At 42.0% G+C, this 21,326-nt stretch carries 18 protein-coding genes; 8 read left to right on the top strand and 10 right to left on the bottom strand.

The window, feature by feature from the left end:
• Positions 1–129: 129 nt before the first annotated feature.
• The 3 genes from CDC37_RS21020 to psbQ all read right to left on the bottom strand — a co-directional run bounded on the left by CDC37_RS21020 (position 130) and on the right by psbQ (position 3,007).
• Positions 130–993 carry an alpha/beta fold hydrolase gene (locus tag CDC37_RS21020; RefSeq protein WP_096624819.1) on the bottom strand — a complete coding sequence of 288 codons (864 nt, stop codon included), beginning with the start codon at positions 991–993 and terminating at the stop codon, positions 130–132.
• Positions 994–1,269: 276 nt separating this feature from the next.
• Complete coding sequence (locus CDC37_RS21015; RefSeq protein WP_096624817.1) at positions 1,270–2,391, bottom strand: NAD(P)/FAD-dependent oxidoreductase; 1,122 nt, start codon at positions 2,389–2,391, stop codon at positions 1,270–1,272.
• A 133-nt stretch (positions 2,392–2,524) separates the two neighbouring features.
• Positions 2,525–3,007, bottom strand: a complete 483-nt coding sequence (gene psbQ, locus CDC37_RS21010; RefSeq protein WP_096624815.1) for a photosystem II protein PsbQ — start codon at positions 3,005–3,007, stop codon at positions 2,525–2,527.
• Positions 3,008–3,394: 387 nt separating this feature from the next.
• Between psbQ and CDC37_RS21005 the strand changes: the two genes are divergently transcribed.
• Positions 3,395–3,826, top strand: a complete 432-nt coding sequence (locus tag CDC37_RS21005) for a hypothetical protein (RefSeq protein WP_096624813.1) — start codon at positions 3,395–3,397, stop codon at positions 3,824–3,826.
• A 249-nt stretch (positions 3,827–4,075) separates the two neighbouring features.
• Complete coding sequence (locus tag CDC37_RS21000) at positions 4,076–4,771, top strand: HAD family hydrolase (RefSeq protein WP_096624811.1); 696 nt, start codon at positions 4,076–4,078, stop codon at positions 4,769–4,771.
• 180 nt (positions 4,772–4,951) lie between these two features.
• On the opposite strand, the gene CDC37_RS20995 is transcribed toward CDC37_RS21000, so the two are convergent.
• Positions 4,952–5,575 carry a CPP1-like family protein gene (locus tag CDC37_RS20995; protein WP_096624809.1) on the bottom strand — a complete coding sequence of 208 codons (624 nt, stop codon included), beginning with the start codon at positions 5,573–5,575 and terminating at the stop codon, positions 4,952–4,954.
• Between the two features lie 704 nt (positions 5,576–6,279).
• On the opposite strand from CDC37_RS20995, the gene CDC37_RS20990 reads away from it, so the two are divergent.
• Complete coding sequence (locus CDC37_RS20990) at positions 6,280–7,011, top strand: response regulator transcription factor (RefSeq protein ID WP_096624807.1); 732 nt, start codon at positions 6,280–6,282, stop codon at positions 7,009–7,011.
• Positions 7,012–7,227: 216 nt separating this feature from the next.
• Positions 7,228–7,545: a hypothetical protein gene (locus tag CDC37_RS20985; RefSeq protein ID WP_096626488.1), complete on the top strand. Its 318-nt coding sequence runs from the start codon at positions 7,228–7,230 to the stop codon at positions 7,543–7,545.
• Positions 7,546–7,690: 145 nt separating this feature from the next.
• On the opposite strand, the gene CDC37_RS20980 is transcribed toward CDC37_RS20985, so the two are convergent.
• The 3 genes from CDC37_RS20980 to CDC37_RS20970 form a co-directional block, all read right to left on the bottom strand.
• Positions 7,691–9,796, bottom strand: coding sequence for a cation:proton antiporter domain-containing protein (locus tag CDC37_RS20980; RefSeq protein ID WP_096624805.1), 2,106 nt, complete (start codon positions 9,794–9,796; stop codon positions 7,691–7,693).
• A 103-nt stretch (positions 9,797–9,899) separates the two neighbouring features.
• Complete coding sequence (locus tag CDC37_RS20975; RefSeq protein WP_096624803.1) at positions 9,900–11,780, bottom strand: protein kinase domain-containing protein; 1,881 nt, start codon at positions 11,778–11,780, stop codon at positions 9,900–9,902.
• 493 nt (positions 11,781–12,273) lie between these two features.
• A complete protein-coding gene (locus tag CDC37_RS20970) occupies positions 12,274–14,268 on the bottom strand; it encodes an amylo-alpha-1,6-glucosidase (protein ID WP_096624801.1) in 1,995 nt (664 codons plus the stop codon).
• Positions 14,269–14,406: 138 nt separating this feature from the next.
• Between CDC37_RS20970 and CDC37_RS20965 the strand changes: the two genes are divergently transcribed.
• Entirely contained in the window at positions 14,407–15,006 is a 600-nt protein-coding gene (locus CDC37_RS20965) for a peroxiredoxin (protein ID WP_096624799.1), read from the top strand.
• 251 nt (positions 15,007–15,257) lie between these two features.
• On the opposite strand, the gene CDC37_RS24565 is transcribed toward CDC37_RS20965, so the two are convergent.
• The 3 genes from CDC37_RS24565 to CDC37_RS25605 all read right to left on the bottom strand — a co-directional run bounded on the left by CDC37_RS24565 (position 15,258) and on the right by CDC37_RS25605 (position 18,122).
• Complete coding sequence (locus CDC37_RS24565; RefSeq protein WP_157780809.1) at positions 15,258–15,440, bottom strand: hypothetical protein; 183 nt, start codon at positions 15,438–15,440, stop codon at positions 15,258–15,260.
• Positions 15,441–15,580: 140 nt separating this feature from the next.
• Complete coding sequence (locus CDC37_RS20960) at positions 15,581–16,036, bottom strand: DUF2141 domain-containing protein (protein WP_096626485.1); 456 nt, start codon at positions 16,034–16,036, stop codon at positions 15,581–15,583.
• Positions 16,037–16,577: 541 nt separating this feature from the next.
• The gene (locus CDC37_RS25605; protein ID WP_096624797.1) at positions 16,578–18,122 is read right to left on the bottom strand and encodes a FecR domain-containing protein; all 1,545 of its coding nucleotides are present in this window, start codon (positions 18,120–18,122) and stop codon (positions 16,578–16,580) included.
• 331 nt (positions 18,123–18,453) lie between these two features.
• On the opposite strand from CDC37_RS25605, the gene CDC37_RS20950 reads away from it, so the two are divergent.
• From CDC37_RS20950 to CDC37_RS24560, 3 genes are all read left to right on the top strand, one after another.
• The gene (locus CDC37_RS20950) at positions 18,454–19,998 is read left to right on the top strand and encodes a hypothetical protein (protein WP_096624795.1); all 1,545 of its coding nucleotides are present in this window, start codon (positions 18,454–18,456) and stop codon (positions 19,996–19,998) included.
• 47 nt (positions 19,999–20,045) lie between these two features.
• Entirely contained in the window at positions 20,046–20,726 is a 681-nt protein-coding gene (locus tag CDC37_RS20945) for a serine/threonine protein kinase (protein WP_096624793.1), read from the top strand.
• Positions 20,727–21,133: 407 nt separating this feature from the next.
• Positions 21,134–21,274, top strand: a complete 141-nt coding sequence (locus tag CDC37_RS24560; RefSeq protein WP_157780808.1) for a hypothetical protein — start codon at positions 21,134–21,136, stop codon at positions 21,272–21,274.
• Positions 21,275–21,326: the final 52 nt, after the last annotated feature.

Here is a 21,326-nt window from a genome sequence, read left to right as displayed (position 1 = left end):
AACGCAGTTTCTCTTTTCTTTGAGGTCAGAAGCCGCTTTTAGACGCACATGTGGCGTTGCTGTCCTAGAATAGCTTGGTCGGAAAGTTTTCCGACCCCTTTAGAGTTAGAGACACCACATGTCGCATTTCTACTCCCGACTATCGATAGATTGGGAGCAGCGCAGGAAGGGTAATAAATCTGGTAAAATGGCTTCGTGGTAGTGTTCTTGGGGATAGTGTCCAACGTTATTGAGACGGATGAGTTCACCGTTTTTTAAGTTGTTACAGAAGCTTTCGGCCATTTCCACGTTTAACCACGGGTCAATCATCCCCCATTGGATGAGAACGGGTTTTGACCACTGTTTAAATCCGGTTTCAATCTCCGTCATGGCTTGATGCAGATCAAGGTTACGGATTGTTGCAAGTAAACTGCGTCCGGAAGCAGAAGTGGTTAAAAATGGTTTGCGATATACGGTTAAATCTTCTTCGGGAATTACATAACGCGCTCCCCCTTCCAAAGTTCGATCTACCAGCAGGGGGTCTTGTACCATCATATCCCCTGCTAAGGGTAATCCCATTTGTTGAATTTTCCAGGGTAATTTTGCATTTGGGGAAAGGGGTGCATTTAAAATTACAATATTGGCAATCCGGTCGGAATTACGTAATGCGTATTGAAGACCGACGGAACCGAGAAAACCTTGAACCACAAGGGAAAATTTCTCTAATTTTAGGGCATCAACGAAATCTGCCAAGGCGTTAACAAAGGCATCCGGTGTATAATTAAAACTACGTTGATCGGGTTTACTGGAAAAACCACAACCCAACCAATCTGGGGCGATCGCATGGGTTCCCTGGTGGGCTAATTTGGGAATAATATTACGCCATGAGTAACTCTGGGATACGATTCCATGCAGCAAAATCACCGGAATTAAATCACTGCGACCGATGGGTTTGGCTTCGCGGTAGAACCATTCAAATTGGTTGATTTTAATTTTTTGTTCGGAAACAGACATTATTATTTTGGATTTTAGATTTTAGATTTTGGATTGGGGGTGAGAAGTTGGGTTTTGATGACAAATGTCTGGTATTCTAGACATATCAATACCAATCTTCGGAAAGTTGCCCAAAGCGTGTCTAAAAAGCCCGACTTGTGATAGATTTGGCATCTGAGATTTTAGATTCAGCTTTGTTTAGTCATTTTGGCTTCACAAGGTTCTGATCTTAAATAATCTGATCCCAAATTTCAGATTGCTATTTATATATCGTTCGCAACAGACAACAGTCACCAGTTAACTGCTAACAGAATCTATCATCTCACGAATTGCGATCGCGGTGGCAGGAGCAAGTAATACACCGTTACGATAGTGACCAGAGGCGATGAAAATGCGATCGCAGTTGGGTAATTTTTCAATGATGGGTGCGGGACGACCTTCGGGTCGGGGACGTAATCCTGACCATTGTTTAATAATTTCGGCTTGTGCGAGTTCAGGACAAAAGCTAATGGCTTGGGAATACACTGATTGGAGTAATTCCGCATTCGGAGGTATTTCACCCTCTTTGTTGGCAAATTCGACTGTAGCACCAATCCAGTAATCTGTAGGAGGAGCGATTCCCCCATTACAGGGGACAATGTGTACATCATTCCCTGTGAGTGCGGGTTGAAATTGACTATTTCCTAAAGGATGACCTAATCTGACCTGTATCGCCTGTCCCAATACCGGACGAATATCAATATGTTGCTGTAAACCTGCGGTTAAGGCTGAGGAACCCAATCCAGCTGCAATTACTACCCAATCGGCTCCCATCTCTGACTGGTGCGTAACTACCACACATTTGCCATTGGGAAGATATCCTATTTTAATAACTTCCGTACCAAACTGGGTTTTTACCCCTCGATATTGTGCTGCTTGAATTAAACCTTGGGTTAGTAATGTCGGATCAAGTTGTCGATCGCAGGGTGAATAAACTGCTCCTAATACCCCTGGATGCTGCACCTGGGGACAACTACTATAAACCTGCTGCGCATCCCATACTTGCAAATCCCAACCCTGGGTTTTCCTAATTGCTGCTAAATCCTGCCATTGGGAAACACCCCAATATTCCCCAGGAGCATCCGCCATCAGCAACATTAACACCCCTTGGCGATTAAAGGGAATCCGCGTTTTCGTGATTTCCTCAATTTCTGGAATCCATCGGTTGTATGTTTCGATACTTTGATGCCGCATCCGCCAAGCCTTACCCTTGATTTTCTGGCTGATAATTCCCATCAATACCCCCAAAGCCGCACCGGTCGCTGCTTGAGCGGGGTATTCCCGGTCAATCACCAAAATATCCAAACCAGAAACTTGACTCAATTCGTAGGCGATCGCAGCACCAACTACACCGCAACCAATAATAACTACACGTGTCATGGAAGAAACCCAAGGATAAGGAAAATAGCGGTTAAATCCATGCTCAGGAAGCCAGAATTAACCCACTTAAAAGCAAAATTAATTCTAACTTCCCAAGTCAACCCTCAACTGTCAACCATCAACCGTGAACTAATTAACCTTCTTCCCCGGATTCCAGTGCGGGGGTTTGCGGCAATTCGGGTAATAAATCTAGGAACTTTTCAATACTGGCATAGGCAGCATCATAACTATTTAAAGCCACACGTTGGTTCCCGTCGCTAGCAGCTTGGTCAATTTTAACCAAACTATTGAACAAGTCACGGGTAATTTGTCTGGCTTTAGATTGCTCACTTGGTAACAAATTCGGCACAATATAATTCATATCATACCGTGCTTCCGCCATTGGTCCGTGAATAAAATTACCAACCTTGATCCAATCCCTGTTCTCAATCAAGGACTGTAATTCCGCCGCGCGATCGCGCACTGCATAAATATCCGTCGCATATTTCTGGATTTTCTCCAACTGCGCAGGTGTATAGACTGGAGGTGGAACAGCCTCCGTTGGACTTCCACAGCCGACCAGGAAAGTTGTAATTAATACTAAAATTAGGGAAATGAATGTTCTTTGACGCGCCATAATATAGAGCTAAACCTGTTTGCCAATCAACAGTGTCATTTTAAAACGTTACGCGTATATTCTCGTTTATATTTACTAGAGATTTGCTAAAAATTTTTCTTGACTCCGTGTTTATCACTCAATAAATGCAATTTGTGATACAAAAATTTCACCCTCAGCAAAATCCACAGATTGCCAATTCACTTTTCCATTCACTATTCCCACGAGAAAATTTCCCCACCCGAAAAACCAGTTTTATACCAAAAATATATCCAGAATGCATCATTTGCAGTTGCGAATCCGAAAAACTGTTGATAAGCTAAAACACCAACAATGCCCATTCTGTCAAGATGTTTTTAGAATTGTATCAATAACAAGTTCATTTTTCATCAAAAGGAGTATCCCTTAGTGAACGCAGCGGAGATGGCAACCAGCCTAGAATTTGCTAGCAAAATCGCTACAGTTGTAAATCTATTCAAATTTGAATTTCCCGATGCCCGTTCCGACCTCAAACCTTGGCAAAATGACCCCGAAACCCGTGAATTTATTGACCCCGACTCCATTGACATCGGCTTCCATTTTCCCGGTTTTAGCCGCTCTTGGAAATGCCGTAGTTTATTATTCCAAATTCGCTTTTACCAAGACCAATTCAGTCAAGTTCGTCGCGCTATCGGTGTGGAAATCGCCGGTTTTGATCACCAAGGAGAAGCTTGGCGACTTTCAACTGTCGAAAGCTGGCAAGTAGTTGGTAATACCCAACCAACAACGGAAATTACTGATAAACTCAAAAACTTCTGTCGGCAAATTTTGGAAGTTTTTAACCAAAATACAGAATATTGACGGGTGGGAAGAAGCAGGGGAACAGGGAAGGGGGGATAGAAAATAGTCATCAGCAGCATTTGGGGGCTTTGCACCAACCTCAAACTGAATAGTTTAAACTATTCACTCGAAAATTAGTCCCTCCCTAATCCAAAATCTAAAATCCAAAATCCTATGAGTTTTCCCTAACCCTTTCATCAGTTATTTAAAACATTATCCATAGTAGCTTAGGTTAATCTGTAAATAAAATTAATATCATATTTTTAAAAAATGTTAAGAGTTTTTACAGATTTTGACGGGCCAATTATAGACGTATCCCAACGCTACTATCGGGTTTATCAGTATTGTTTAGAGCAAACTCGCCTTCCAGAACAACAGATAAATATACTTACCTATCCAGAATTTTGGCAACTAAAACGCGATCGCGTTAGTGAGGTCAAAATCGGGGAAATGTCTGGATTAACCTCAGAACAAGCTCAGGCTTTTTCCCAACTACGCAAAAAAACCGTCCATACCCATCCCTACTTTGAATACGATACCCTAGTTCCAGGGGCAGTGGATGCATTATCGAAGTTAGTATTTACAGGTGTTGATATCGCCACGATGACAATGCGTCGCACCAGTGAGTTGGATTTTGCTTTACAGAAGTACGACCTCGGACAGTTTTTCCCCCTAAACCGTCGTTTTTGTCTCAGTGACGATTACGTGAAAACCCGCGATGTCGATGATAAACCCTTACTAATGGGTCGTTCTTTAGCCCAATTAGCACCCGCAGTTGATACCTGGATGGTGGGAGATACGGAAGCAGATATTGCGGCAGCAAAAACCCATAATATAAAAGTAATTGCCGTTGAATCAGGAATCCGCGATCGCGCTCAACTCGAATCTTTTCAACCGGACTTTATTGTCCCCAATCTACTCAGTGCGGTCGAATTAATTTTTTCCTACTCAACTGTGAGTTATTAGTAGTAGTCTGTGTCTTTAGTTCTGATGGGTTTGTAGTTGTGGCTCTAGCCCCAAAAAAGCTTTAATATCAAAGCACTAAAGCGCTAATACGTGCCTTTTTTAACCCATCAAAATCCATGACATGGAGTACTAGTTTATAGGGAGATGAAAAGCTCCCTATCCCCATAATTTTTGGCAAAATTAACGCAGAAAGCTGGAAAACAACCACATAAATATAAATGTGACTACGGTTGAAAACTGCTCCACACTCACCGGCTCCAGCAAGGTGACAGGTATAAAAAAAGACAATAACGTGCCACTAATTAAGCCTGTGCATAAACCGATAAAGCTTAACAATACTGCTCGACCAAATCGACCTTCCTTACGGTTTAAGAAGTAGGTACTGACACAAAAACCAATAATTAATGCTAACTGCAAAAATTGACCGGGATTATTCGGATAAAATAGGCAAAACGCACTTAAACCAGAATAGCAAGCCAGTGGTAAGACAATCTCCATCAGACTTGGTTTGTCCATCACCCCTTGCAACCAACTGGGATTCCCTTCAAAGGTTGGTTTAGTTTCTTGGGGAGGGGTTTGTACTAACTTTTCTGGAAAGCGGATTCGCTCAGGTACTTTAATTTTTCCTTCCTGACGCATTCGCAATCGATCCATTAAAATCGCATCGTAAGCCATTTCGATGGACTCTCGTTCTTTAGCATCGCCGCTAAAGTTTTCCAAAAGACGATTCCGAACGCTTTGAATTTCGTCGAAACTAGCATCCTCTGACACCCCAAGTTTTTCGTAGGGACTGTGATCGCTCATGGGAATTAAATAAGAATAACCTTAATAACGGGTGATTATATACAGCAAAAATCAAACAAGTTCTGTTTATTGATTTTACCTGGTCTAAAAATCAATATCGATTATCTTAGTCCGCTATCTGAATCCGCAAGCTAACACCAGACCAGGTAATCGAACTGGTAGTTCCAACTATAGCTACTTTAACATATTGCCATAACTCAGTGTATCCCCTCATGCCGTTGAATTTTTCCGGCTTTACTCTAGAATTTGAGCAAAGAATAATTAAAAGGTTAATTTTTATGAAGTTCATACCCATTTTATTGCCAATCTACCCGCAAAACATTCCCTAGTCCATAATTAATTGGTGATTTTGCGAAATTTTCATTAAGATTGTTTGTGGCATCTAGTTTTAAAATCGATTTTTAGCTCAATCGATGGGCAATACCTAGCTACCAGGAATAGACAGTATCTTAGTTTACAATTAAGGTACGACTAATTTATTCAGTGTAGCGGTGCAAACAGTTGAAAAATGGTTTGAGAAGTGCGTTCAAGATTGTATCTTCGGTGATTCTCTCAATAGAGAAAACTGATTACACAATCTTTAAAGAAAATCAGGGAATATGCATTTTCTCCTTGTATATGCTTACATAACCATTTATGCCCATACTGCGCGATCGCGCAATTCAAATTGTTAATCCTATAAATTTTTGTGCAAAGAGATGGTCATGGCTCCCGCCAAGATTCTTGTAGTTGATGACGACCCTGCGGTTCGGAATCTTATTCAGCGCTTTTTAAGCAAACAAAGCTACCAAGTAGAAGCTGCTGAGGATGGAAAAAGTGCATTAGCACTATTCGAGCAATTTAACCCGGATCTAGTTATCCTTGATGTCAATTTGCCCGATGTCATCGGCTTTAATCTTTGTCAAGAGATGCAAAGTCGAAATGGTGTATTTGTACTGATGCTCACTAGCCGTGCGGATGAAGCAGATAAAATTCGTGGCTTTTCCAAAGGTGCGGATGATTATCTAACTAAACCATTCGGATTGGGTGAGTTAGAGGTACGAGTTGCAGCTATCCTCAAACGTCAACGTGTAGTCACCACCGCAGAACAAAAACGCCTTGTTTTTGAAAAATTGATGATTGATCCAGTACGTCGCGAAGTCACCTTGAATAGCACGCCAGTACTATTAACTGCTTTGGAATTTGATTTGTTACATTTCCTAGCAAGTCATCCAGGTCGGGTGTGGCGACGGGCTGAATTAATTCAGGAAGTATGGGATTATGAGTATGTTGGCGATCAACGGGTCGTAGATGTACACATTGGGCAGATTCGCAAAAAAATTGAAGCGGATGCTAGCCAACCAGCTTTAATTCAGACTGTTCGTGGAGTTGGTTACAAGTTCGAGTGTCCAACTGCATCCTCAACAGTGACGGATACGAGTAAATCAATGGTTTAAGTCATCCCACAGATTGGCTTTCCTGATTGATTCATTCTGCCAGCGTCTCGTTTGAGATGCGGATAACTCGTATCCGCATCCAAATTAATTATTTGAATCATTTTGATGAGCCAAAATTTAAGTTTTATTACGAATAATTGTAAATTATTTGGGAAATTGTTGATTTTCTGATCATGGTTTTAAGGTAGAAACAAGGGCATGAATAGGTTAAAAACCATGATTAATAATCTGCAAAAATACCAATTTGTCTGCACTCTTACCTTTGGCGATATTTACGGTCAAATCATAGTGTGGTTAATTACAATTACAGTGAGTTTGGCTACTGCATTAGCTCTGATGGGAGCTCGCAGACCCGTCTATGCCTTGGCTGGAGTAGGTTTGATTGTTTTATTGTCGTTACCATTTTTGCTATTTGCATTCGTTACTACCTTACTCAACCACATCGAATTAAGACCCGTTGACACCGCTACACAAACATCGAAAACAGGTACATCTAGCACAGAAAGTCAGCCCGCTTTACGAGCAACTACCTAAATTCAATTTGGTATGGAAGTAAAAAATCTTGGCGTGGCGATGGTAATCCTCCAGGTCTCAAGCCAAGTCAAGAAAACTACCAAATCTCCAGGGACACCGACAGCTCGATGTGGTGTCCCCTGACAAGAACTACGCCTTGTTTGAGCTATTCCCTAGCCTCATCAAGGGAAATTCGCCGGGGAAAGTGGAAAACAATTAAAGAAATCTGTTTAGAATTACGAGCAAGTGCTTCGGTGGTTATCCCCAGTATGGGAAGACCGGGAATAGTTGCATCACCGTTGTTGGTTAATATCAGCAAATCATCTGGTTCAACAATTTTTAAAATACCCTGAACAAAATTACCTTGAATCACTTGCTGGGGGATATCCATCATTTCTGGAATACCGGAATCAGCAACAATATCCTGGGATGGGGATACTTGCAAAAATTGTAGGGGTGCTTTCAGTTCATTGGCTAAAATTTTGGTCAACGCAAAAGTTCTGATAAATGTCACCGAATTCACATCAGTTTCTAAAATTGGTAAAAATACCCGCTTAGTTGTTTTAATCGGATGGGTAAAGCGGGTAATCAGAACTGGAATGGGACTGCGACGGATGAGATTATCAATGGCACTACCAAAAAAATTATCTCGATAGGTGGAAAATCCCTTCCAACCGCAGATAATTAAATTGGCGTTGTGTTCAAAAGCAGTTCGCAGGATACCTTTATCAATCGAGTCATCTAAGCGACCAATCGGCTCCACCTGTGCTACTGCTGCGTGGGCTATAGTTTCCGCCGTATCTAATAGCTGTTGTTGTTGGGTTTTTGCCTCCGGCAGAATTTCCCCTTGATTATCAACAATAATATGCAATGGCAGCAAAGTTCCATTGGTGGCTTTAACTAAAATTAAAGCTAGCTGGAGTAAATTGGCTTCCGTATTCGGATTGGCAACCGGTACAACAATCCGATAGCGAGGTAATTGATAGGCTTGATGTTTCGTAAATTTTTGTTGACTTTGAGACTGAGATGGTTTCTCCGGTTGGGATTTTAATCTACTACCCCAGCGATTAGTCACCCAAGGGGAGGCAATACAGGTGACTAAAATCATGGCAATAGTTCCATTTACCGTTGATTGGTCTACCAATTCGATTTTGTAGGCGACGGTGATAGCTGCTAAAGTAGAGGCAGCTTGGGCAACGGATAGACCAAACATGACCATACTGTTGGCAAAATTAAATCCAAATAGTCTTCCCGAACCCCATGCAGGAATCAATTTAGCAATAATTGCCACCGATATCATTACCCCTGAAACCATTAGGGATTGCCGTTCTTGCAGTAAAATCATGGGGTTAACTAGCATTCCCACGGAAATCAGAAAAAATGGCACAAACAAAGTATTACCAATAAACTGAATCCGATTCATTAGGGGACTGAGTTGGGGTATTAGCTGGGTAATACCAATTCCCGCCAAAAATGCGCCGATAATTGGTTCAATTTCGATTAATTGGGCAATATAGGAAGCGACAAATAATGTTGCCACCACAAAGATAAATTCAGCCCCTTCGTCATGGCCAAATCGCCGGAAAAACCATCGACCGATTATTGGTACTCCCCAGAGAATTGCAAAGGTGTAAATCGCTAGAGATGGGATTAAAAACAGCCAAAAATTCAGGTTCAGGTCGCCTTGGTGAGCTCTAACTACTACTGCTAATACCAACAAAGCTAACACGTTGGTAATTAAAGTTCCCCCCAGAGTTGTAGTTACAACTTGAGTCCGCATGATTCCTAGTTTACTGGCAACAGGTAAAGCCAGAAGGGTATGGGAAGCAAAACAAGATGCCACCAGAATCGAAGACAATAAATTGTAACCTAGTAGCATCATCGCCCCTGTACCCAGAACCATCGGTACAGTAAAGGTGGCTAACCCAAAAATGATGGCTTTATCGGCGTTATATTTCAAGTCATCTAGGCTGGTTTCTAATCCAGCCATGAACATGAGAAATAGCAAACCAACCGTTCCCAACAGAATAATTGTGTTATCCCTGGCTAAAAGACCTAAACCATTTGGTCCAATAATCACCCCCGCAATAATCAACCCTACAATTCCCGGTAAACGCAGCCTCTCAAATAACAGCGGAGCGATCAACATAATCGCCATGATAATCAGAAAAACTGCTACTGGGTCTTTTATGGGGGTCGAGAGGACAGAAGCAATAAAAGGGTAGCGAGGAAGCTGCCAAATCGTGGCAAAAATAATGCTCAAATTTTCCATTTTGGAATTGGGAAAATGAAACTATTCCCTATCCAGTATTTCACTACTTTCCCCAAAATAGACTAGATTATACAAATAATTAGACCTTGGGTTTTGTGGGAATTTAGCGAATATTCACTTCTGGTAAAAATTGTTCTATTTGTAAATCTTGTAATTTGGTGGCTGATTGACTATTGATAAAGGAACTTGTGCTGGTGGAAATGGGCGTATGGACAAATCTACTAGTATTAAAAGTAGCTTTTTGTTTAGCAGCTATATCCTGGGCAATATCAATAATTGATTGGGAAGAATTGGCTTGGTTTGTTTGAGCTTGGGCAAAAATACGTTGTTTTTGAGTGTATTCAATTAATTTTGCTTGGGCAGTGGCATAAACTGGTGTATCACGGGGTATTTGTTCTAAATACTTAAGGGCATTGATAAAATCTTGTTTTTCTGCATGGTTATAGGCGCGCTGAAGTAAATAGGTGGCGCGGATGTGACGTTTCTGGCTGTATTCAGCTAATTTACGTTGGACTGTATCCGCCGCAGGACTGGCTGGGGGAATTTGATGGAGATATTCTAAAGCGGTACTGAAGTCTTTTTCTGCCGCTCTTTCGTAAGCTTTAGCCAGTAACTCGTTGGTTTCCTCCGTCAGTTTGGCTTGGGCTGTTTCTACGAATTTATCAGCTTTGGTTTGCCAGTATAAAATATCTGGTAGTTGGGCTGCAACCCGGACAACCTCTGACCATTCTGCTTGCTGGTAGGCTTTTTCAACTATTTTGTATTTTTCGGCTGCGTGGTGCCATTGTTTTTCCCAGGATTCAATGGTTGCCTGTGCCTCTGGATATACATTGCTCGAAGCCGGAATGGTTTTTACCAGGGCGATCGCATTTTCTAGATCTCCTGATTGAAACTGTTCTGTCGCTTTGTACAAAACATCATTTTCCGAGTGGGCTGGTGTATTATTTAACAGCGAATATACTCCAAAACCCATCACCACTGAGTTCGCAATTAAACCAACTTGCATCCCCGTTAAAAGTGGCGAATGGGAGGCAGTATCAGATTTAGATGGGGGAGGATAGGGGTACCAATCTTGGGTTGGGGAGCGCCGTTGGGGATCGACAACCACAAATTCCGCATCGAGGGTTTCAATTGGCGGTTCTACTGGTATTTGTTGGAGAATTTGTAAAATTTCACCCGCAGTTTGGAAGCGTTGTTCGTGGTTATAGCGGGTCATCTTACTCAAAACAGCTGCTAAATAATCACTAACTACCACCTCACGACTACGCCACAAAATTTCATTGGTGTGGGGATCGACTTGGAGTTGGAGAGGAGTCAATCCAGTCAGAGCTTGAATGGCAATCATCCCCACTGCATAGATATCGCTACAGGGTCGGGTTTGACCGATGAATTGTTCGGGAGGAATGTACCCTAAAGAGGTGACAGGTATCCGATAAATGGGTAAATCCGTCTCGGAAGTGAAATCCATCGGTTGAATCGAGCCAAAATCAATCAGCACCAGTTTACCGTCACTAACACGGCGAATTAAATTTTCCGGTTTGATATCACAGTGAATCACACCTTGGGAATGGATAAACTCCAAAGTTGTCAGAACATCCATCAAAAACTGGATGACTTCAGTCTCTCCCCAAAAGTAATTACTACAGGAATTAATTGGCAATTCCGCACTTAAACCATGACCCTCCACAAATTCCTGTACCAAATAAAAACGCTCGTGTTCTTCAAAACAGGAAATTAACTCCGGTATTTGGCTATGATGTCCTAGTCGTTTGAGTGTTTCAGTCTCGGTTAAAAACCGCAGGCGCAGCGTTTGTAAATGGCTAGGTTGAAGACTAGTTGCTTTCAACTGCTTGATGACACATTTAGGACTTTTAGGGTTATCTACATCGACAGCGATGAATGTTTGCCCAAATACACCTGCACCTAGGCTTTGGACGATTTGGTAACGTCCTTTTAACACTTTACCGATCATGTGGTGAGTCATGAGCTGGATACTTAGTCACTCTTTGTTTAGGTTTTCTTTGGCTGCCCCCTAATTTCCGGAATTCCTTGTAAATTCCTTCTATTTAACTTCTAAATTCTTTACCTAAATAATTCTGCCATTGTTGAATATACTTAATTTTAATGAATTTTTTACACAAAATATTCAACTTTATTTAGGCTTCATTGATGTCACAAATATTGCTTATATTCTTAAATGTTAGCAACATTGACGACAATGTGGGTGTGACAGTTTTACTGGTTGCCACATTGTTAAAAGGGAATAGGTCGGAGACAGGAGGGGAGAAGGGAAAATGATTAATATGGGAATCTGCTGGGATTTTGAGGATAGGGAGTAGGAAAAAACTTTTCAAGTCTATGGAGTTTTGATGCACCAGCCCAGCCTATGCCAACAGAAATCAAATACTATTCCTGTAGTACTAAAATACTTAGAGATATATGAATATCGTAATTTCCCCTTCTTTGATGCTTTCCTACTACCCCTGCTCTTCCAGGTGTCGCATCACTTCGGCGACAGACCAGGCTTGAGCGATCGCGCCTTTGGGGTGGTGGGGAAAATCACCGTCGAATATTTCGGAAATTGAGCCAATACATTGGCTGTGGTAAAAATGATCGATTAAGGGTTGCCAATCAAAAGGAAGGGGTTGATGGGGGTAAAATCGTTGCCAAGACCGGATAAAGGGACCTATTAACCAGCACCACACGGTCCCTTGATGGTAGGCGCGATCGCGTTGTTTGGGGTTGCCTTGGTAGATACCGATATATTCTGGGTCTGTGGGGGAGAGCGATCGCAATCCGTAGGGTGTGAGTAAGTGGTTACGGGCTACTTCCAGGATTTGCCGAGCTTGGGAATGGGGAAAGGCACAGTGGGTTAGGGATAGGGCAATAACTGCGTTGGGACGGATTTGGGTGTTGCGGCGGTCATCTAGTTCGATGGTGTCGTATAAATAGTTTTTTTGGGGATGCCAGTATTTTTGTAAGGAAATGCGTACCTGTTCGGCTTGTTGACTATAACGACGAGCTTGTTTACCGTAACGGGCTGAGTTTTCTGGGTGGTCGTATTCGCTTAAAATTTCAGCCCAACGACTAGCCCAACACAAAACTGAATACCATAAAGCATTTATTTCCACTGGTTTACCCCATCTGGGGGTGACGGGTTGACCATCAACTACCGCGTCCATCCAAGTCAAAGCAAAGCCGCGATTATCCCAACTAACTAATCCGTCGGTGGAATCGACTTGGATGTGGTAACGGGTTCCACCGACGAATGCTTTATAAATTTGCAGAAATGTCGGATATTGTTCTAGTAAAAAATCCCAGTCGCGGGTGGCTTGTAGGTATAAACCTAAACTTTCAACCCACCACAAAGCTGCATCAATACTGTTATAAAACGGTTCGTTATCCTCATCGGGAAAACCGTTGGGAATCAACCCATAACGACAATAACGGGCAAAGGTACGCAATAATCCTTTTGCCAAGTCATATCTTTGGGTGGTTAAGGTTAATCCCGGTAGGGCAATTAGGGTATCTCGTCCCCAATCATTGAACCAGTGATAGCCTGCAATCACCGATGTACCAGCGATGGAAGCACGATAAACGATAAATTGGTCACTAGCCCGCAGCAAATCTGACCAGAGACGGGAATGGGAACCAGGAAATATTCCCTCTAGGCGATTTTGCTCTGTTTCTAAGGCATCCGTAAATACATCATGACTTAAAGTTTGATTTGTATCCACTGGTATGCCCACCCTGGCCTCCAAAGTGATCTTATCCCCCGGCTCTAATTCTACCGACAAATAGCCCGGACTATATAAATGTTCGCGATCGCCTAATCCCCGCTCTGTTTCTGCTAATAAACCGTAATTCCAATACCATATCCCGTCTGCATGGTATTCTCCTTGACTCCAGCGTAAGTACCAAGGTGTACCAAATTTTCCCCCATTAATCGCCTGAAAAGCTACCTGATGGTCGGTTTGTAGCTGGGAAAATCGCAACTGCTCCACTTGTAGTTGTTGGTGATGAAAATCACGGTCAGCAATCAACACCCGCAAATACAAAACTCCCCCTGTCACCCCCTCATAACAATATTGCACCAGCAATCTTTGTCCCTGGTGGGGATGGTCGCGCATATTTGGCAATATGAAACTGCGACTCAAACTCCAATCATCTTCCCCCCAAATCCACCGAGGAGAGGGGTTGGTGACAAATTCACGTAAATATTGCTGTCCATCGGCTTCAATTTCCCCCGTCCCCCAATAATTTGACCCTAAACTAATTGTTCGTCCCGGTAACTCTAAACTCGCTTGTAAATGGGACAACAACAACACCCGACCCGAAGGCGGATTTTTCGCCGCAAATAACCAACCGTGATACGTCCGTGTTCTCACATCGCTGACAGTACCGCTCGCAAAGCCACCTAACCCATTCGTCAGCAACCATTCCCTGGTGTCTAAGTTTTCTAAATTATTCATGCGCTACTCACAATCGTTATGAGTATGATATAGTTGTAACAGTTCTTAATCAAAAACATCACAGTTTTGGTGAATAAGATCAACAAAAAGATCAAAATTAACAGCCAAACTGAGAAAAATAGATATCGTTAGGAGAGTATAGATATGGAAGGATGTCTCCGTGTTGGACAATCAGCACCTGACTTTACCGCAACTGCGGTAGTAGACCAAGAATTTAAAACCATTAAACTGTCCGACTATCGCGGTAAATACGTGGTTTTATTTTTCTACCCCTTAGACTTTACCTTCGTTTGTCCCACAGAAATCACCGCATTTAGCGATCGCTACGAAGAATTTAAAAAACTTAACACAGAAATTCTTGGTGTATCCGTTGACAGTGAATTTTCCCACCTCGCGTGGATTCAAACCGACCGTAAAAGCGGTGGTGTCGGTGATTTGAACTACCCCCTAGTTTCCGATATCAAAAAAGAAGTTAGTGCAGCTTACAATGTCCTTGATCCAGCAGCAGGAATCGCTCTGCGGGGATTATTTATCATCGATAAAGATGGTATAATTCAGCACGCGACAATCAACAACCTTGCCTTTGGTCGTAGCGTTGACGAGACATTACGGACACTACAAGCGATTCAATACGTACAATCCCATCCCGATGAAGTTTGTCCTGCGGGTTGGCAACCGGGAGACAAAACTATGAACCCCGATCCCGTGAAGTCGAAGGTTTATTTTTCAGCAGTTTAAGTAAATTTTCGGGTACGTAGAGACGTTATATAAGTTGTTCCCAATTCAATTTGCATCTTTGAATGGTGTTAACTGTTAACTGTTGACTGTTAACAGTTAACAATCCCATCGGATGATTATGCAAAAAATACTTATTTGGTAACTGATAACGTCTCTATAATCTCATCAGATTTAGAGTCATTAGAGCAAAATCCAAAATAGTAATCGCCAAGATATTGCGATCGCGTCTCTAGATTACGCTTCGGTCGCAATTACCCGTTGTCGTTGTGTAAGTCATTAGAGCAAAATCCCAAATAGTAACCACCAAGATATTGCGATCGCTTCCCTAAACTACGCTTCGGTTGCAATGACCCGTTGTCGTTGTGTAAGTCATTAGAGGATGTTTGCCAAGTATTAATTATCACTATTTTGACTATCGTCCTGACTCTGGACATGGGGTTATAAAGCAGATTTTTCCTTCGAGAGTACAGACGCGACGTGTCGCGTCTCTTCCCATTCCCAAAAACGATAATTCAAGTACTAAAAATGACTTTTTAAGCAACCTCTTAGAGTCAAATCCAAAATCCAAAATAGACTAACCCAATAGATTTCTCAGTCGAATTTGAATATTGGTCAAACCAGCAACTAAAACAGCAGAATCAGAGAATCTTGGTACACCCGTAATTACAGCAGGATTTTGAGAAAAACCAAATTCTTCGGTTGGTATTCCGAGACTATTACGGTTTAATTGACCGTCACCATTAGCATCATGAAAAAGTGCCACTGCATAATTTCCTGCCTTGAGATTATTTAAAGTTATTACCATTGGTGTCTCAGAAATTTGTACGCATTTCGCTTTCACTGCATTTGCTTTGCTATCAGGAAAACCTTTACTACTAGCAAATAGACTTAAACAAACCTGTCCGCGTTTATTTCTAAATCCATCAACTTGAATATTTAAAGTACTTTGATTTATCGCTCCACTGACCGGAAAAGCAAACAAATTTAGGGACGTAGCCAAGATAAAAGTGCCGATAGCTAGATTTTTCATGGTATTTACACCAAAACTTAAAAAAAATTTACACATCTAGCCATTATAGTATAGGCAAAATTTTGTTTCCGCAAAGTTTATGTTTTGATTTGTAGTCGAATAACGGTAATCTTTAGTTAATATTTCCTCATGAATTACCAACATCAGCAACCATAGAACCTGAATTTTCTGAATTCTCTCGAAAATTAGAAGTTGGGTTTTTAAAAGAAATTTATTTGTAAATCAAAAAACGATAATTCAAGTGAAAAAAAATCAAATGTTAAAAATGACTACCTTATGACTTACGCACTTGTGAAGAGAAATCAGGTGTTTGAGATTGCTACGTAAGCAAGTCGATCCGCTGCGGGTCTAACTTTTTATCCTACGGTCGATCCGCGTCTCTACGTTTCAGAATTTTTCCTCATCCCCCAGTTCTACCGTCAACAAAACACCCAAATCAATTATTAATGAATAATGAAAAGTCGAGTTTTTTGGCGGAATCAAGACCTCTCTCAAAAACCCGACTTTGAGGACGAGTATTTCGTAAGCACTAACAAACCACCTAATAGCCCGTTCTAGATGCTCCCGAATTATTCAGATTTTCCTCTGGTCTGCTATTGGGTGGTTCCAATCTACCTGGAGGTCTGCTGTCGGGTTGCTCTCTCGAAGGTGATTCTGGTTGAGGTTGGGGAACGGGTCGTTCAATTGGTTGTTGGTTAACTGGTGGTCGGGTGAGTGATTCTGATTGGGTTGGTGGATTAACTGGTGGTTGACTGCTTGGTGGTGGATTGACAGGTGGTGGTTGACTGCTTGGGGGTTGGTTAATTGGTGGTGGTGGACTACTTGGTGGTGGATTGACAGGTGATTCTGGTTGGGTTGGTGGATTAACGGGTGATTCTGGTTTGGTTGGTGGATTAACGGGTGGTTGACTGCTGGGTGGTGGATTAACGGGTGATTCTGGTTTGGTTGGTGGGTTAATGGGTGGTTGACTGCTGGGTGGTGGATTGACAGGTGATTCTGGTTTGGTTGGTGGGTTAATGGGTGGTTGACTGCTTGGTGGTTGACTAATTGGTGGTTGGGTAGGTGATTCTGGTTGGGTTGGTGGATTAACGGGTGGTTGGGTGGGTGATTCTGGTTGACTAGTGGGTGGTTGGTTAACGGGTGGTTCAGATGGGGTTGGTGGTTGATTAATGGGTGTTTGATTAACAGGTGGATTATTAACAGGGGTCTCTCTGACTCTTCTACTTTGTCTACGGTTTGCTGGGTCGATGGAATCGGAACTATCCGGTTTACTGGTGATGGTAGAGTCTTGATTGTTGTTACTGGGGGTTGTTGATGCTGTGGAGGTATCTGTACTTAATTGCGCAAAGGTGGGGTTTGTGATTACCCCTTCTCCTGTTACGGGTTTTTGTTGGTTTAATGCTTCGGTAGTTTCTACTCTAACGCTATCAAGTGCAGCATCGGTAGCAATTGTGGGATTTGTATTGTTAAGTTCTAATCCCCTGACCAAATCGCTGGTTTCGTAAAATTGTCGCAAATCGAAGTCATAGAGTCCTTTTAACTTACCCTTGACGACTAACATCATCTGTCCTGCTTTGAGGACATGGCTGTTTGCTTCATCCTTGTCAAATACTTCGATTCCACTGTTGGTTAAGGCTCCCACAATGGTTGTATCGGTTTTTTCATCGTAGCGTAAAAACAAGGCTGAACCACGAACGGCAGCAGCAGCGCTAGGTGTGCGCACTCTGGTTGTCCCCCTACCCGGAGGAATCAGTAATAATACGGTTCCGTTACTGAGGCGAAAGTTACGGGTTTGTGGTAAAAATCGAAATACGGCTTGTTCGCCAACCCGCGCTAGGGAACCGTCATTAAATCGCAGTTGGGCTAGGGAGGAGCGTCCTGTTGAGAGTCCGTCTCCAGGAATCATCGCATCTGCGCGACGCGCTTGCCGTTTAGGGCGATTTTGGGGCATTAATTGCACCAAATTGTAGATGTCCTGGACTATCGCACGGGTTAGGGGTGTGGATGCGATCGCTTTTGTGGGGATTGGCAGCCAAGCCAACCCAGACAAGCTGATTACCAATAACGGGAGTACTTTACGCTGCATAGCTAGCTGCCTCGAAACCTCTTTTCTACAATTCAGCCACGGATAGAATCTGTCTCTATAACGTTTCTATATATTTATAGCAGTTTTTTGTACGTAAATTTGCGTAATTTTTATTAAAGCTTCAAAATATAAATACTAACTCAATTCGTTGATAAAAGACAAAAATTCAGTACAAGCGGACATTATTCCCTATTGCCTTGGTAGCTTGTTTTACATCATCTGCCGTACTCTAAGTTGTGCTTGATTGCCTCGGTAGTGTGATAAAGTGAAAGGCTGATACTGGAACTTTTGCTCGATTGTTCAGGTCTCCATTGCCTAAAAAAGCCCAACAATGCCATCAAAACCTTGGAAAATCAGCTTTTCTGGGATTATTTTAACTTCTTGTGGTTTAATCAGTTACCTAGATGCAACTAATGTACGGGTAGCTGCTTTGTCCCTAAGTCCAACCGAGAAATCCCATGTTTTCAAACATCAAGAGCAACCACAATTTAAAGATTCTACCGACCACTTTCCCCCACCATCGATCAAGCAATTAGCATACCCATCAGGGTTGACTAAGTTTAGGGATGATAGGTTCCCTGGTTTACAAAATCCTGATAATTTTGTCGTTCATAACTGGGATAACATATCATTGACAACATCGTCTATGATAATTTCACCTAGGGAGGTAAAGGGGAATCAGTCCTTAGATAGGAATTTTGAGTCTGATGCTGTCATCATTTCTAATATAAATCCGGGTTTAGATTTGAATGCTTCTGTCACCCTATCCCAGCATTTCTTGGCACAGGTGGAGTTTGCGTCCGATTCTCCAGATTTAGAATTAAGTAATCAAGCACAACCCTCTCCATCATCTGTTCCCGAACCCCTATCTCCAAGAACAGAACCATCCAGGGAACCCCCCCAATTAGATGCTCAACCAAGCGAAATTCCTACCCCTTCCCCCCAACAGATTGAGCAGCGTTTATCAGAACCGGTTTCTCCCAGTTATGAACAACGACGGGCTAGACTATTGAAAATACTGGAAAATCGAAGGAATCTCCGACCGAATCGGGAATTAGGTGATTTGCTGGTACGGGAAAGTCCAGATTTTGTCCCCCCCTTAGAGCAGCAACCACCTCCATCCCCCCGCAGACCTCCGGAACCGTTTGGTTATTTTTTCGGACATGTCAGTTATTTTCAAACAGATAACTTATTTTCGTCTCGAATTGATAGAATTGATGATGGATTGATTTATGGTGGATTAAGATTCGTAACTACTCCTATTCCCCTAGGTTCCCGTACCTTTTTGAGCGGTTCGGTAGGAGGAAATTTAATTAGGTACATAAACCAGTCTGAATTTAATTACAACCAATTCCGTGTAAGTGCGGATATTTTTTATCGCTTTAATCGCCGGATGTATGGTGAATTTGGTTGGAGTAATCAACAATTATTTTATTCCCGCAGTGGGGAACAGGCTAATTTCCAGGCTGGAGACAGGTTTTTAAACGAACATTCATGGCATGTATCCATCGGTAGACGCGATCCCCTCTCTTCCCAATGGATATTCGATAGTTACTATGAACTGAGAGCAAGCTTTACTGACCCCCCAGCAAATCGCGATCGCATCATTAATACTCTCTTTCTCGGACTAAATTACTATCCCCAATCTCCTTTACAGGTCGGTCTGAATTACCAATACTATCGAGCAGATTTTACCGAACGCGATCGCGATGACCAATATCATCGTTTATTTACAAGTCTCAATTACCGTTTATCCAATATCAGTAATCTGAATTTGCAAGCAGGATATACCTTTGGAGACTCGACCCAAAGTGATGTTGACTTTAACGGTTGGTTCTTCAGCTTAACTTATGGTTGGGAGTTAGGAAGATTTTAACCTGATGGGATTACAGTATAAGGTAAATCTTTGCCTGTTCAGCAACAATGGATAATTTCGAGATTCACCAGTTTGTGGGGATAATTGAGAATGAATTATTACCTCAACTCAAACTTATCAGTGTTTCCCCCTATGACCCAATTCAAGTTGATTATCTACCCCATCCTTGGCAATTACTAGGGGCGGGGAATTACGCCGCAGTCATGGCCCATCCGAATTATCCTGAACTGGTTGTCAAAATTTATGCCCCCGGACGACCAGGGTTGGAGGAGGAACGGGAAGTCTATCGACGCTTGGGTGTTCACCCTGCTTTTTCACGTTGCTTTTATGCTAACGACCATTTTTTGGTGTTGAAGCGATTGTATGGGGTGACTCTGTATGATTGTATGCACAAGGGTTTAAGGATTCCGAAACAGGTTATTCTCGATATTGACCACGCTCTAGATTATGCACGCGATCGCGGTTTGTTTCCCCACGATATCCACGGTCGCAATGTGATGATGTGGGAAAATCGCGGCTATGTTGTTGATATTTCTGATTTTCTCCACCAAGAAGCCTGTTCTAAGTGGGATAATCTGAAAACGGCTTACTATTGGATTTATCGTCCGATTTTATCTCCTTTAAGGATACGTCTATCCTACAGAACTCTAGATTGGGTTCGTAAAACCTACCGGATTTTGTCTAATTTCTACAAAGCCTGTTGTCGGCCATTTAATTCCAGATTTTAGATTTAAAAGTTGTTTTTGACACTTAAATTATTTTTTTCGGAGCATGGAGTAGGGAATCGCGAGTATTTAATAACGGTAAATGTACTGTTTGAGTTTTTTCCTTTACTTGAAAAGGTGGTTGATAATTTTAAATACGTTTATCGACCACTATCAAAATTTAGTGAAGTACAAAAATACTTGTGAAAACCCTATGATACGGACACCATAACTGCTATTTTATATTTCACTGAACTAGGGGCTACTGTATGTTAACAAATGTAAATATTTGTAGATTTATTTAAAATATTTTCTGAATTAGAAACTAGGAAGTGCATAAAAATACCCTTCCAGTCCTATGGAATTCTATGGTTGATTGTAAAACTATAAAGTTAAATAAAATATAATCACCAGGATGAAATTGAGGTATTATGAATCACAAGTTGATTGCGATCGCCTCAAACACATCTAACTTACCATTTTTCGACACAATCGAATTAATTTCTCCCGATAAAGTGAGTAGTCGTCATGTAAACATTACACCAGTAATGCGTGAAAATGATTTCTTCTGAATTCCGACTCCCGACTCCCCACTCCCTATTCCCCAATAGACGAAACTTATTT

This window comes from Calothrix sp. NIES-3974, from assembly GCF_002368395.1.
Lineage (GTDB): Bacteria > Cyanobacteriota > Cyanobacteriia > Cyanobacteriales > Nostocaceae > NIES-3974.
The sequence above is the reverse complement of the archived record's forward strand: the minus strand, read 5'-3'. Positions and strand labels throughout refer to the sequence as shown.